This is a genomic window from Sulfurimonas sp. (genome assembly GCF_026196735.1).
Classification (GTDB): Bacteria; Campylobacterota; Campylobacteria; order Campylobacterales; family Sulfurimonadaceae; genus Sulfurimonas.
The window spans coordinates 1-14,522 of sequence record NZ_JAPHUF010000007.1; the positions used below are offsets into that span (position 1 = coordinate 1).

At 32.4% G+C, this 14,522-nt stretch carries 12 protein-coding genes; 7 read left to right on the plus strand and 5 right to left on the minus strand.

Annotated features, from left to right (window positions below):
• Window positions 1-263 precede the first annotated feature (263 nt).
• Complete coding sequence (locus tag OQK60_RS03295) at window positions 264-929, plus strand: uracil-DNA glycosylase (RefSeq protein ID WP_297684041.1); 666 nt, start codon at window positions 264-266, stop codon at window positions 927-929.
• Here the strand turns inward: OQK60_RS03295 and OQK60_RS03300 are convergent.
• Genes OQK60_RS03300 through OQK60_RS03315 form a run of 4 tightly spaced genes read right to left on the minus strand, consistent with a single transcriptional unit; the run spans window position 922 to window position 6,298 of the window.
• Window positions 922-1,872 carry an endonuclease/exonuclease/phosphatase family protein gene (locus OQK60_RS03300; RefSeq protein WP_297684043.1) on the minus strand — a complete coding sequence of 317 codons (951 nt, stop codon included), beginning with the start codon at window positions 1,870-1,872 and terminating at the stop codon, window positions 922-924. The genes OQK60_RS03295 and OQK60_RS03300 overlap by 8 nt on opposite strands.
• A 56-nt stretch (window positions 1,873-1,928) precedes the next feature.
• Entirely contained in the window at window positions 1,929-3,878 is a 1,950-nt protein-coding gene (locus OQK60_RS03305) for a M3 family metallopeptidase (protein WP_297684045.1), read from the minus strand.
• 15 nt (window positions 3,879-3,893) lie between these two features.
• Entirely contained in the window at window positions 3,894-4,982 is a 1,089-nt protein-coding gene (locus OQK60_RS03310; RefSeq protein WP_297684047.1) for a trypsin-like peptidase domain-containing protein, read from the minus strand.
• A 2-nt stretch (window positions 4,983-4,984) separates the two neighbouring features.
• Window positions 4,985-6,298, minus strand: a complete 1,314-nt coding sequence (locus OQK60_RS03315) for a hypothetical protein (RefSeq protein ID WP_297684049.1) — start codon at window positions 6,296-6,298, stop codon at window positions 4,985-4,987.
• Between the two features lie 177 nt (window positions 6,299-6,475).
• On the opposite strand from OQK60_RS03315, the gene pyrH reads away from it, so the two are divergent.
• From pyrH to OQK60_RS03345, 6 genes are all read left to right on the plus strand, one after another.
• Window positions 6,476-7,186 carry a UMP kinase gene (gene pyrH / locus OQK60_RS03320; protein WP_297684051.1) on the plus strand — a complete coding sequence of 237 codons (711 nt, stop codon included), beginning with the start codon at window positions 6,476-6,478 and terminating at the stop codon, window positions 7,184-7,186.
• Between the two features lie 128 nt (window positions 7,187-7,314).
• The gene (locus tag OQK60_RS03325) at window positions 7,315-7,533 is read left to right on the plus strand and encodes a DNA-directed RNA polymerase subunit omega (RefSeq protein ID WP_297684053.1); all 219 of its coding nucleotides are present in this window, start codon (window positions 7,315-7,317) and stop codon (window positions 7,531-7,533) included.
• A gap of 4 nt (window positions 7,534-7,537) precedes the next feature.
• A complete protein-coding gene (locus tag OQK60_RS03330; RefSeq protein ID WP_297684055.1) occupies window positions 7,538-9,691 on the plus strand; it encodes a RelA/SpoT family protein in 2,154 nt (717 codons plus the stop codon).
• A 55-nt stretch (window positions 9,692-9,746) separates the two neighbouring features.
• Entirely contained in the window at window positions 9,747-10,946 is a 1,200-nt protein-coding gene (gene tyrS / locus OQK60_RS03335) for a tyrosine--tRNA ligase (RefSeq protein ID WP_297684057.1), read from the plus strand.
• Window positions 10,946-12,037 (plus strand): nitronate monooxygenase, encoded by a 1,092-nt coding sequence (locus OQK60_RS03340; protein WP_297684059.1) that lies wholly within the window; start codon window positions 10,946-10,948, stop codon window positions 12,035-12,037. Before tyrS ends, OQK60_RS03340 begins: the two co-directional genes overlap by 1 nt.
• Before the next feature lie 5 nt (window positions 12,038-12,042).
• Window positions 12,043-13,434: an N-acetylmuramoyl-L-alanine amidase gene (locus OQK60_RS03345; RefSeq protein ID WP_297684061.1), complete on the plus strand. Its 1,392-nt coding sequence runs from the start codon at window positions 12,043-12,045 to the stop codon at window positions 13,432-13,434.
• Between the two features lie 11 nt (window positions 13,435-13,445).
• Here the strand turns inward: OQK60_RS03345 and OQK60_RS03350 are convergent, their stop codons facing one another.
• Entirely contained in the window at window positions 13,446-14,522 is a 1,077-nt protein-coding gene (locus tag OQK60_RS03350) for a phosphoesterase (RefSeq protein ID WP_297684063.1), read from the minus strand.

Sequence of the window (14,522 nt, forward strand, 5' to 3'; positions counted from 1 at the left end):
CCATTCCGAACCCAGAAGCTAAGCCTCTCATCGCTGATAATACTTGCCCTTGCAGGGTTGGAAATGTAGGTCGCTGCCTAGTTGATCAATTTTTTACTTCAAATTTATTTTTTTAAACTTTACTCATGTACTTAGTGTACACTTCGCAATATTTAAAAAGATAACTTCTTCGAAGTAGATTTCTATCTTACAACTATATAAATCAATTAAATTTAATCTTACTTTTATATAATGACTTTACAATTTAACCACTTAGGGCTATTATGCTTTTAAACAAAGAATGGTCTGATTTCTTAGACAATGAAATACACTCTAATTACTTTATAAAATTACAAAACTTTATAGATTATGAATATAAAACAAAAAATATTTTTCCAAAATATGAAAATATATTTAGAGCTTTTAACCTTACTTCTCCAGATAAGGTTAAAGTAGTTATATTAGGACAAGACCCATATCACGGTATTAACCAAGCAAATGGCCTTGCTTTTTCTGTTTGTGATGAGTGTAAAATACCTCCATCATTGAAAAATATTTTTAAAGAATTGCAAGAAGATATAGGTTGTAAAACACCGAGAAATGGTAATCTGGGTAAATGGGCCCAGGAGGGTGTTTTACTTATCAATAGTGTATTGACTGTGGTTGAGTCAAAAGCTAATTCACATAAAAATATTGGTTGGGAGACTTTTACAGACAGTGTGATAAATAAACTCTCTTGTAAGTGTGAAAATATAGTTTTTATACTTTGGGGTGCTCCATCACAAAAAAAAGAGTCTCTTATCGACCTTAATAAGCATCTTATTTTAAAAGCTCCACATCCATCACCCTTATCTTCATATAGAGGTTTTTTTGGCTCTAAGCCATTCTCACAGTCTAATAGATATTTAAATAAGAACAACAAAATAGAGATAGACTGGTGTCTTAATTAGTTACTCTGAATTTTGCTAATACTGCTAAATGATCAGAATAACCTTTCCCTTTATGTTTTGGTATTCTAGCGCGTGAGACTTGCCATCTGAAAATTCGCTTTTTTTTAAACAAATACTCTTTATCAAAATTAGTTATGCTGTTATTTACATATGATATATCTTTTTTATTTAACAGTGATTGAGATATAAGAATATTATCTAAAGACTCCTTTTTACCTTTATATATGTATGAGTATCTATCTTTTTCATTAGCATCATACCAAAGGTTGTAAAAATTGTTTTTTACATATTTAACTTCTGAAGCTTTTTGATTTTGTTTGAGAGTTTTTAGAACATGGTTTATCCCAGTTTTGCCATTAGTGTCATTATGTTCTCGTTTTCTTTTAAATTTTATGTGTTCTTCGTAGTGAGAATTAAAGTCTCCCAGAAGTATGATATTTTTATCATAACCTATAGTCTCCACCCTTTTTCTAAGGGCTTTTGCAGAGACTATCCTCATACTTTCAGGTCCGGCTTTTGATTTCCAGTGGTTTATAAATAAATATAAGTCTTTGTTATTAATTTTGAATTTTGATTCTAATATATTTCTATATTTGTATGATGAAGTAACAGCTAGCTCTTTTGAATATACAAATGGAATTTTACTAAGAAAAGCTACTTTAATTGCTGTATCTTTTTTATCTGCAATAGAATAATACTGATAATACAAGCCTTTTTGCTTAAGTGCAAATCTTAAATCTTTTAATGCTTTAAGTGAATGTATCTCTTGCAGTGCAATAATATCCGCATCTATATCTTTAATGACTCGTGAAAGATTCTCTAGTTTAATTTTATAGTTTTTTTTATTCCAAAGAGATTTACCATTTGCTTTATACTCTTTATATTTATAACCATTTTTTTCTAAATCAAAAAGATTTTCTACATTATATGTTGCTATTTTCAAAATTGTATCTCCATAAGCAAAAGTCATAAATAAAAATAAAAGAGTAAATATTTTCACTATTGAATACCGTTTAATCTAAGTAAACTATCAGGATTAGGCTCCCTTCCAATTAGCTCTTTAAAAAGTTCACTCATGCTTTTAGCTCCACCACCATTTAAAACTACATGTAAATATTTTTTTGCGGTATCTGAGTTAAATATTCCCTCATCAACTACATTAAAAAAAGCATCTGCGCTTAATACTTCTGCCCATTTATAACTGTAATAACCTGCTGCATAGCCACCGGCAAATATATGTGCAAATCCATTTTGAAATTTGTTATAGCTTGGTGTTTTGATTAGTGCTGTGTCTTTTCTAATGCTATCAAGTAACTCTTGAACTTCGTCACCTTGATATACCTTGGTATGAAGTTTAAAATCAAATATTGAAAACTCAAGCTGTCTTAACATTGCTGAAGCAGACATAAAATTTTTACTTCGCACAAGTTTATCAATCATATCATCTGAAATAGTTTCTCCTGTTTTATAATGGGTTGCAAATAATTTTAAAACACTCGGCTCATAAGCAAAATTTTCCAAAAACTGAGATGGAAATTCAACCGCATCCCACTCAACTCCATTAACGCCGCTGACTTCATTTTCGTTAACTGTGCTTAACATATGATGTATAGCATGGCCCATTTCATGAAAGAGTGTAACAACATCATCATGTCTGAGTAAAGATGGATTATTTTGACTTGAAGGAGGAAAGTTACACACAATAAATGCTGAGGCTAACTGCTCAACACCATTTTCATCTGTGCAGTGAGTTTGAAAACTATCCATCCATGCGCCACCGCGTTTACTTTCTCTTGCTTGCAAGTCTAAGTAAAGTCTAGCCCTAAGTTTATTATCTACATGTAGGTTATATGAGAATGCTTTTTCATCCCATAATTTTTCATCAACCTTTTCAAATTTAATGCCAAATAGTTTGTTTAAAAAGTCAAACATTCCATTTACTACGCTGTTTTGTTCAAAATATGGTCTATATAGCTCTTCATCTAGGTCATACTTCTCTTTTTTTAGAAGCTCACTATAATAAGCTGTGTCAAAACTCTCTAAGGGCTTATCTGCTATATCTTGAAGCTCTTTGATTTCCTTTTTTGCTTGAGTTTTTGAGTTTTCAACCAATGTTTCTAGAAAATTAAGTACATCACTCTCTTTTTTTGCCATCTTGCTTGCTATGGAATACTCAGCGTAGCTTTTAAATCCTAAAAGTTTACTCATCTCATTTTTAAGTAGTAACAGTTCATCAATTATACTAGCATTTTCAGGTGCTCTTGTAACATAAGCACGGTAAAGTTCTTCTCTAATTTTAGGATTTTTACCATAAGTCATATAGGCTATATATGAGGGCATTTGAAGAGTAAATTTATATTTTTCTACTCCATCTTCTTCATATTTTGCATTTTGTAAATCACTCTGTGGTATGCCATCTACATCTTTTTTATCTGTGATTATATACTGATAAGCATTTGTCGCATCAAGAAGGTTTTGTGAGAAGTTATTTGATAGCTCACTCTTTTTTATATTAATTTCTTGAAGCCTCTGCTTAGTTTTCTCATCTAAGTGGGCACCGCTTAACTCAAAGTGCAAAATATTTAGATCTAAAACTCTGTTTTGCTCATAATTAAGAGTGCTTTTTTCTTTAGTTTGTATCTCTTTATAAGCTTTGTATATATCAATATTTTGAGATAGTGTTGTAGAGTATTCAGTGATAATTGGTAATGATTCAGCATATATCTCTTGTGTTTTATCAGAGTTATTTACTGAATTAAGGTGTGACATAGGGGTGAAAAACTGCTCTAAGCGCTCATCCATCATCTCTAAAGGCTTAACAAAGTTAGAAAAAGTTTTATCTTTTTTTTGTAGTAATTCATCGATTTTTTTATTGTTATTTTCAACTCTTTTTTTTAATTCTTTTATAAAATTATCTAAATCAACTTTAAACTCTAAAAATTTTGACATGTATATATTTCCTTTTTAATTATCTTCATCGCGTTTTTGTTTTATAGCATTAAATTTGTTAATCAATATATCATCATACTTGTCTGAGTTTTTAAAGAGTCTTTCAAATGCAACTTTTCCCTCTTCTAGCGTCAGTGAAGAATCAACAATCAAATAAGATATATATATTATATTTTCATTGATTGAGAATTTTAAATAAGACAATTTTTTATTTTCTTCAAGTAAGTAATCGTAAATATCTGCTATCTTTTCTTGTGGAATAGTACATAATCTAGACTCTCCTATAATTATTCCGTTGTCATAATAAGATATTTCTATTCTTGCACTCCCATAATCTACTCTCCATGACGCCTGTGATCTTCTTGCCAATGTGACATCAATATTCAAAGAGGATAAAATCTCTTCAAGCAGTTTTGTCTTTCCTATTGGATTGTAACCTTTTCTTCTTAGCTTTGCAACTTCTAGTTTAATTCCACACACAGGGCAATAGTCATTAATTATATCTTTCTCATCTATTAAATTTTTACAAGAAGAGCATTTAATAATATTTTGAATATTTTTATTTTTATAGTTTTTCAGAGCTTCATCCACATAATAATATGGAAGTGAAAAACCTAAGTTGTTTGAATCTTGGATAATAAAAGTGTTTACACCGATTACATCTCCGCTTGCATTTAAAAGTGGACCACCGCTATTACCTGGGTTTATTGCTGCATCTATCTGTATATATTCCAACTCTCCTTGGAGTCTTGAAGCTTTTGAGACTATACCCTCTGTTGCTGTATAATTAAGACCATAGGGATGACCTATGGCTATAGCCGTATCTCCATCTTCAACCAATTGTGCTGATAGTTTTAGTGGATTCTGGGGAGCTTTAAAATCAATACTTATAAATGCTAAATCATAATATGGGTCATCATAAACTACCTTGGCGATAGTTCTTTTTATTTTTTTTGCACTGACAACTACCTCTTTAAGTCCAGATACCACATGAGAATTTGTAACTATCAAATCATCAATAATAAATCCGGTACCACTTCCAAAAGGTGTCATTATCTGTATGATATTTTCTATATAAGTTTCTAGTATTGCTTGAGTGTTCATCTTCATATCTCTTCAAAGTTTAGATTTTTTAGCTGTAGATAAAAACTGTTGCTAAATTCATTAAGCGTTGTATAGTTTAATTTATCTCCAAAAGGTTTTAGCAGTTTGAAACGACTTTGATACGGAGCTATAATATCTTCTATCCTCGAGATGATAGCTCTTTTAGAAAATGATTCATTTTTTTCATTATAAAGCGTGTCATAATTCAGTGTCCTGAAAAAAACCGGATTTTGAATCTCAACTAAAATGTGGAGTAATTGTTTCATAACTGGGGTAAGACCATAGTTAAATAGGAGGTACAGTGCAATATATTCATAAATTATAGGGATAACCTGATTATATCTATTATTTTTATACCATCTGATTTTTGCAAGTGATTCTGATATAAAAATTTCAACTTCCTCGTGTAAAGTCTTTTCGGAAGGATTAAAGGTATATTTTGCATCATAAAATTTTGTAGCAAATTTGTCAAGATTTATATCTTTTAACTCTAAAATATAAGTTTCCAACTCTTCGTTTTTTGCCTCTACAGTAGACTCTTCGTCGATAAAATACTCTTGGACCTTTATGCTTATTTTATGGTATAAGTCATATTTTGGGACTATTAGATAATCTATTTTAAAAAGAAGATGAAGAAGAGTGAATGATTTCATTGCTGCATTATCATTAGATGGGAATGTAGATATTTTATGTGCCATCTCATCAATCCATTTATGCAAAAAATCATATTTTATAGACAACTCGTTTTCATCTATTGGTTTTATATGTTCTATATCTTCGATGACAACATCAGGGAACTCATATTTTGTGAACTCTTTGTCAAAATCAGCATTGAGAGCTATTTCTCTTAATGGAAAAAATATTTTCTGCGGTGTCATCGTAATATTATTGAAAAATAGTTTTAGTTTAATATACTCATCATCACTAAAATAGTAAGCATAAGTTAGCAGGTAGTTTCTCTCCAAAAGATATCTTTTAAGTGCAACATTCGTAGATGACTGTTTTGTGAGTATAGATTCCGCGTAAAGATGGTCTTCAGTTATGTAACCTGTGATTCTTGCGGTACCTTGAAAAATTTCATAATTTAGTCTATCGCCTTCTTTTGTTAATATAATATTGTTGTTTGATTCACCATTTGAAAAGTTTTCAAGAGATTTAAAAAAATACTCATAAGCATTTAAAATGTCTTTTTTCTCAAAAGCTTCATAGGATTTATTGAAAAGTTCTTCTTCATTTTCGCAGAGGTTTGCATTTATTCCTCTTCCAAATTGATGTTTTAATTCTGTTTTTGCTTCAAAAAAATTTAGCCAGCTCATAAATTCACTTTGTATATAGTTTATTGATTTTTATTATTATAATTAAATCACCCTTATAAAAAGCAATTTTAGCTTTATTCATATTTTGAAATCTACATGTCAAGATAGATATAAATTTTCAAAGCAAAACAAAAGACAATTTTAAGTATAATTCGCGGATTATGACAAAGGAATTTCATGGCTAACAAACGGGTATTGGTTAAGTTTTCAGGTGAAGCACTAGCAGGTGAAGCAGGTCATGGAATTGACACACAGATATTAAACTATATTTCTCAAGAGATCAAATCGTTAGTAAATGCAGGTATTGAAGTTGGTATTGTTATTGGAGGAGGTAATATTATCCGTGGAGTAACAGCCGCTCAAGATGGAATTATTAAAAGAACTTCTGGTGATTATATGGGTATGCTAGCCACTGTTATTAATGGTGTTGCTATGCAAGAGGCTTGTGAGCATGCGGGACTTCAAGTGCGTATGCAGACAGCTATTAAAATGGAGCAGATTGCTGAGCCGTATATCAATCGTCGTGCAGTTCGTCATTTAGAAAAAGGGCGTGTTGTGATTTTTGCTGCAGGTACCGGTAACCCGTTCTTTACAACAGATACGGCAGCAACTCTTAGAGCAGTTGAGATTGGCGCAGAGCTTATTATTAAAGCTACTAAGGTTGACGGTGTTTATGACAAAGATCCTAATAAATTTAGTGATGCCGTTAAGCTGCCAGAGCTAACATATGAGCAAGCGCTAAATGATAATATTAAAGTTATGGATGATACATCTATAGCATTGGCAAAAGACAACTCTTTACCTATTTTAATATGTGACATGTTTAAAAAAGGCAACCTTTTGGATATACTAAACGGTAATATGCAAAACTGCTCGATTGTAAAATAGCGAAAAAAGAGGGTAAACTTTAGTCGCCACAGCGGCGCAAGCGGAGTAAAGGGAATTACTTTCCTTTACGGGATAAATGATAGGGAAAAGGTTCCCTTAAATTTATGAAGTAAATTAAAGGAAGACAAATGAAAGTAGAAGTATTAACAGCAAAAATTTTAGACAATAACCCAAATATGGACCGTTATCAGTTAGCAATAGCTGTATCAAAAAGAACAGACGAACTCTTAAATGGTGCAACAAGTAAATTAAGCGTTTCAAAAAATGTTAAAGCAGCTGATTTAGCTTTAATGGAAATAGCCGAGGGCCTTGTGACAGTTAAAGGCTTTGTTGATTTAGAAAAGTAATCATTTGAGTCTGAGTCAAGTAGATATTGAAAAAGTCAAACATCTGCATGATGTTGACTCAGCAGTTTCCTATCTTTTTTCACAAATCCATCCAAGCTACACATTAAAAAAAGCACTTGATTATTCTATAAAAGCTCATCAAGAACAATTTCGAAAAAGTGGACACCCTTATGTAATTCATCCAATATTAGTTGCTAGTATTGTTGCATCAATTACGGATGATGAATCCATGGCAATTGCAGCACTTCTTCATGATATAGTTGAAGATACTGAAGTGAGTATTGATGAGATAAAAGAGCTCTTTGGAATAGATGTCGCACATCTGGTTGAAGGCCTGACTAAGATTGATACCATAAGAGATTCTGAGCTTATCCCATCGAGTTCAAATGAGCGTTTAGTAGTATCTGCTCTTTCATTTAGAAAGATGCTTTTGGCAAGCATAAAAGATGTTAGAGTCTTAGTGGTAAAACTTTGTGACAGACTTCATAACATGCTTACTCTTGGTTCACTACCTGATCACAAACAACAACGAATCGCCGAAGAAACATTAGTTGTATATGGACCAATTGCGCATCGACTCGGTATCTCTTTTTTGAAAAACATATTAGAAGATTTAAGCTTTTCATATCTTTTTAAAGAAGAAAAACACCATATAGATAATTATCTTCACACAAACTATCATGCAATTGAGATGAAGCTAGATGAATTCAAAGAAGAAATAAATAAAATATTAGTACAAAATGGCTTTTGTGAAGATGATTTTGAAATACTTTCGCGTGTAAAACATAGATATTCTATTTACTTGAAAATGCAGAGAAAAGGGGCAGGGATAGAAGAAGTTCTAGACCTTTTAGCGGTTAGAATATTAACAGATGATCCTGTAAAATGCTACAATATTTTAGGTCTTATTCATCTGCATTTTCAGCCTCTTTCTTCAAGATTTAAAGATTACATAGCAGTTCCAAAAGATAATGGCTATCGTACTATTCACACAACAGTTTTTTATAATACTGCTATTTTTGAAGTACAGATAAGAACTTATGAAATGCATCAAACAGCAGAGCTTGGAGTTGCTGCTCATTGGAAATACAAAAGCGGTGGAAATAATAGCATTAAGCTTGATTGGCTAAACAATTTAGGATATCAAAATGAATCTGTCGAGGATTTTTATGATTTGATAAAAAATGATTTATATAGTGAGGACATATCTGTTTTTTCTCCTATTGGAGAAGTTTTCACTTTGCCTCGTGGTGCTGTTGTTCTTGACTTTGCATATGCTGTTCATACACATGTGGGTAATTTTGCAAAGTCTGCTCTTGTGAATAAAACAAAAACATCATTGATTAATGAGCTTCATAATGGCGATATTGTTAAAATAGAGGTGGATAAAAACAGTATTATTAGATGTAGTTGGATTGATACTGTAAAAACATCAAAAGCAAAAACAAATATGAGACACAACTGCAACGCCAGAGTCAGAGAGATTAATTCAAAATCAAGTGTAAATATAGTTGCAACTGCAATGAACTTAAATCATACAAGAGTGGAAGAGTGGCTCGATCAGCATAATTGTGATAAAAGAGCTTCTATTCCAACTGATATAGAGCACTTTCGTGATGTTATTCAAAAATACATCATGGAAATTAGTCAAAATAGTCGTTTTAAAACATTTCTCAGTCGTCACAGGTTTAAACTTAAACAGTATAACTTTAGGGGAGTGGAAATATACAGCGCGTTAAGTATAACCGATGTTGTATTTGATTATTGTTGTCATCCAAAAACAGGTGATGAGATACTGGCATTTTTGGAAAAAAGTAAAGCACATGTGCATCATAAAATGTGTAAGAGTGCAGCTAAAAAACTTGAAGAAAAAAAGCCTATGGTCTTTGTAAAGTGGGAAAAGCTAAATATCTACAACTACAATATGATAGTTTCACTTCACAGTGGAATGGGTACCTTGGCAGAATTTTTAAACTTTTTAGTAAAATTAAAAATTGATATAAACCAAATTGAACTTGGAAAAAACAAAAGTGAATCTACAAGGTATTGTGAGCTTGGATTTGAGTCTAAAGAAGCGGATATTAACTCACTTCGTGCTAAAATTGAGCAAAAAATAAAAGTAATACAGCTCATCAGAACAGATGATGCATATCGTTAATTTTACTTAGCTCTTTGAGCTAAAATAATTTATAAATTAAATAGGAAACTAATACATGTTACAAGAAGCTTTAAGAGAGATAAATAGAGGTATTGCTGAGATTATTGATAGTGAGAGAATTGAAAAATTATTAAAAGAGTATTTTGACGAAGGTAAAACATATACGGTAAAAGCCGGTTTTGACCCAACTGCACCTGATTTGCACCTTGGTCATACGGTGCTTTTAAATAAACTTGCAACATTTCAAAAATACGGTGCAAAAATACAGTTTCTCATTGGAGACTTTACAGCACAGATAGGTGATCCAACCGGTAAAAGTGCTACAAGAAAAACTTTAAGTGCAGCAGATATAGTAGAAAATGCAAAAAGTTATAAAGAGCAGGTTTTTAAAATTTTAGATGAATCTAAAACAGAAGTTGTTTTTAATTCAGAGTGGATTAATCCACTCGGCGCTGCCGGCATGTTGTCCCTAACAACTACTTACAATGTTGCAAGAATGCTAGAGCGCGATGACTTTGATAAGAGATATAAAAACGGAACATCAATCTCAATAAGTGAGTTTATCTATCCGCTGCTTCAAGGTTATGACAGTGTGCATCTTAAAAGTGACATCGAAGTAGGCGGAACAGACCAAAAATTTAACCTTTTAATGGGTCGTCACCTTCAAAGAGCATATGAGATAGGAAAAGAGCAGTCAGTACTTATGATGCCAATCCTAGAGGGTTTAGACGGTGTACAAAAGATGAGTAAATCTCTAAATAACTATATCGGTGTTGCTGATGAGCCAAATGACATGTTTGGAAAAATATTAAGTATTTCTGATGAGTTGATGTGGAGATATTATGAACTTTTAAGTACAGCATCATTAGATGAAATCGAAGCACTTAAAGCCGGTGTGCAAGATGGTTCTCTACATCCTAAAACTGTTAAAGAAAATTTAGCTTTAGAGATAACAGCAAGATTTCACTCTCAGAGTCAAGCAGATGATGCAAAAGCAGAATTTGAAAAAGTTCACTCAAAAAGTCAAATCCCGACAGAAATTGAAGAGTTTTCTTCTGATGAAGAGATTTGGATTGCTCAAGCCTTAGTGGATTGCAACTTAGAACCATCTACTTCTCAAGCAAGGAGAGATATTAAGCAAGGTGCTGTTAAAATAGACCAAGTGAAAATCTCTGATATTCAATTACAGCTTTCAACAGGAGAATATATACTTCAAGTTGGAAAAAGAAAATTCGCAAAATTAAAGGTGAACTAATGGATCTTAAATCATTAAAAATAGGTAAATATATTATAGAGAAACCTATAGTTCAGGGTGGAATGGGCGTTGGTATATCTTGGGATCAACTTGCCGGTAATGTTTCAAAAGAGGGTGGACTCGGTGTTATCAGTGCTGTAGGTACCGGTTACTACGAAGATAAGAAATATGCTTCAAAACTAGTAGCAGGAAGACCACTTGATGCACTGGGTTTTTACTCTAAAGAGGGTTTTAGTGCTATCATAAATAATGCTAGAAAAATATGTGCAGATAAGCCGCTTGCCGCAAATATCCTTTATGCAATAAATGACTATGGCCGTGTTGTAACCGATGCATGTGAAGCAGGTATTGATATTATTATTACAGGTGCCGGACTTCCAACAAATATGCCGGAGTTTACTGAGGGTTATCCCGATGTTGCTCTAGTGCCAATTGTTTCATCTGCCAAAGCTCTTAAGATTATATGTAAAAGATGGCAAAAAAGATATGACAGACTGCCCGATGCAGTAGTTCTTGAAGGTCCAAAAAGCGGTGGACATCAAGGATTTACCTATGAGCAGTGCTCAATGGAAGAAAATCAGTTAGAAAACCTTGTGAAGCCTGTAGTTGAAGAAGCTGCTTTGTGGGGAGATATCCCGGTTATTGCAGCTGGCGGTATTTGGGATAAAAATGATATAGAGGAAATGATGAATCTTGGTGCAAGTGGTGTTCAGATGGGAACACGCTTTATAGGAACTCATGAGTGTGATGCCCACGAAAATCTAAAAAAAGTTCTGCTTGATGCAAAACAAGGCGATATCCAGCTTATGGGGTCTCCGGTAGGATATCCAGCTCAAGGAGTTAGAACAAATCTTACAAAACTAGTAGAAAAAAGAGAAGGTCCTGCTATTAAATGTATCTCAAATTGTGTAGCACCTTGTAACCGTGGAGAAGAAGCAAAAGAAGTTGGTTTTTGTATTGCTGATAGACTTAGTGATGCCTATGAGGGTAACTTAGAAACCGGACTATTTTTCTCAGGTACTAATGGTTATAAATTAAATGAAATTATTTCTGTCAAAGAGTTAATGGACAAACTTACACAAGGCGAATAGTTAGTTTGATACTTCGTTATTTATTTTTACTATTTATTATTATTGGATCTCTTTATGCGCTGAGTAACGAAGAGATTTTAAAACGAGCCGATAATTATATGCAGTCAGGTTCTCAGAGTGATCAATTTCGTGCATATGATGACTATAAAAACTTGTATCTTCGTGCTATGGTAGAAGATGACTCTGAACTTAAGTTAAATTCTTTGCGAGGCATCGTAAAAAGTGGAAATAAGCTTCATATAGATGTTTCTAGGTACTCAAAAGAACTTGATAAAATATCTCCAAAAAAAAGCTATAACAAACCTACATCAGTGCCTAATAAAAAAAGCAAGAGAGCTAAAGATATTCATATAAAATCTTCGCATAAATTAACATCTATTGGATGGAAAGATGGTAGACTTGTTTTAGATTTTGACAAAAAACTTCGTGAGAATCAAGTTAATTATTTCACTCTTTATGATTCTAAAAAGAGAATCTACAAATATGTTTTTGATATACATGCTTCAATGTTAACAAAGTCACAAAACATTACAAAAGATGGTATTGACAGAATTAAATTAGCTCAATATAAACCAGATACTTTACGACTGGTTATTCAAAATAGCTCTAAGATAAAAGTTAATTTTAAAAAAGAGTATTCCGGACTAGTAATAAATATAAAATCAGATAAAATAAAAAGTATTGCTAAAAAAATACTTCCTCCAAAAAGAGTTGACAGATCTAAAACAATAGTTATAGATGCAGGACATGGCGGCAGAGATCCCGGTGCAGTAGGCTACAAAAAGTATAGAGAAAAAATAGTTGTTTTTAAAATTGCTAAAGAATTAAAAAAGATTTTGATATCTCGTGGCTACAAAGTATATATGACTAGGGATCGTGACAAACATGTAAAATTGAGCAGACGAACAAAATTTGCCAATGAAAAAAATGCAGATATATTTATAAGTATACATGCAAATGCTGTAGGTAAAAAAAATGCTAATAAGGTAAATGGAATAGAGAGCTATTTTTTATCTCCGTCTCGTTCAAGTAGGGCAAAAAAAGTTGCTGCAAAAGAGAACTCTGCAGATATGAGCGACATGAACATGTACGGAAAAGATAGCTACTTAAATCTTTTAAACCATCATAATATTTTGGCATCAAATAAACTTGCGATAGATTTGCAAAGGGGAATGCTCGGTTCTTTAAATAAAAAATACAAAAATGTAAAAGACGGTGGAGTCCGTGAAGGTCCTTTTTGGGTTTTAGTAGGAGCGCAAATGCCTTCTGTGTTGGTTGAAGTGGGTTTTATTACTCATCCCATGGAAGCAAAGCGACTTGTAGATAGTAAGTACAGAAAAACAATGGCCAAAGGTATGGCTGATGGTATTGAGAGATATTTTGCAAACTGTAATTAATTCATTTAAGACTATTGTTTATACTCCAAATCTCCAGCAACTGACTCTTTTTCATTTATGATTTTTTCTATCTGTTTTTTAACTTTGTCATAGCGGTACTGCTCTTTAAAACCTATTATACGGCCACCGGCTGCATTTGGATGTCCTCCACCATTAGCCCACTCTTTTGATATCTGTGAGACACTGACCTTATTATTTGCTCTTAAGCTCATGGTTCCACGGTAACTTACATCTACAATGAAGTCATACTCAGGATATGCGAGTAAAAAGCCATTTCCGACAATAGATGTGTTTCCTACCCCATAACTCAAAAAGCCTTTGTATCCTTTATAGTATATTGTTTTTTCATCTCTAGCTTCTCCTAATAGTTTAACTATAAATGCAGTTGCTAGATTATCAAGAGTATTATCCTTGTCTCGTCTAAAAAACTCTTTTTTTATCTTATGAATATTTTCATCCAAAACTATAGGAGCATTTTCTTTATCGATGTATTTTGTAGCTTCAAGTAAAAGAGATATCTTGTAGTCATTATCTACATCTGCAAACATTACTTTGTTTAACTCCCTAGTTTCTGTAATAAGACGCATACAAACTTTTCCATATTCAAAATTATCATGTTCTTCCATCTTCCATAAATCAACAGCATTTACAATATTTACAAATTTATTCATCCAAGAGGGCTCGTCAAACTCAAAGTGCTCTTTTACATAGTCATAAGTTATCTTAGTAGCACAGCGCTCAGTATCAAGGAAATACCACTCATACTTGTTTGCACTATCTTCACCGCTTCCGTGATGATCTAGAAGAGTAATCGTTATATTTTTTTTATTTTCATTTAGTTTGTTTACTTCATTGTTTAACCATCTTGATTCATCAGCTGTTAGATTCAAGTCTGTAATTAAAATCGTAGCATTTGTATCATCACTCTTAACAATACTTTCTAAAATCATATCCAGTTTTTGTTTTACTTCCGCGCCGTAGTTTGCATTGTAATTAAATAACTTGTAAGGAGTATATTTCATTATAAGTTGACAGCTATAGCCATCAAGGTCAGTATGTGATAGGTGGTAGATAGTTTTTTTGCTCAT

Coding starts and splice junctions, on each gene's coding strand:
- OQK60_RS03295 (WP_297684041.1), top strand. CDS start 264: ATGCTTTTAAACAAAGAATGGTCTGATTTCTTAGACAATGAAATACAC.
- OQK60_RS03305 (WP_297684045.1), bottom strand. CDS start 3,878: ATGTCAAAATTTTTAGAGTTTAAAGTTGATTTAGATAATTTTATAAAA.
- OQK60_RS03310 (WP_297684047.1), bottom strand. CDS start 4,982: ATGAACACTCAAGCAATACTAGAAACTTATATAGAAAATATCATACAG.
- OQK60_RS03315 (WP_297684049.1), bottom strand. CDS start 6,298: ATGAGCTGGCTAAATTTTTTTGAAGCAAAAACAGAATTAAAACATCAA.
- pyrH (WP_297684051.1), top strand. CDS start 6,476: ATGGCTAACAAACGGGTATTGGTTAAGTTTTCAGGTGAAGCACTAGCA.
- OQK60_RS03325 (WP_297684053.1), top strand. CDS start 7,315: ATGAAAGTAGAAGTATTAACAGCAAAAATTTTAGACAATAACCCAAAT.
- tyrS (WP_297684057.1), top strand. CDS start 9,747: ATGTTACAAGAAGCTTTAAGAGAGATAAATAGAGGTATTGCTGAGATT.
- OQK60_RS03340 (WP_297684059.1), top strand. CDS start 10,946: ATGGATCTTAAATCATTAAAAATAGGTAAATATATTATAGAGAAACCT.
- OQK60_RS03350 (WP_297684063.1), bottom strand. CDS start 14,522: ATGAGCAAAAAAACTATCTACCACCTATCACATACTGACCTTGATGGC.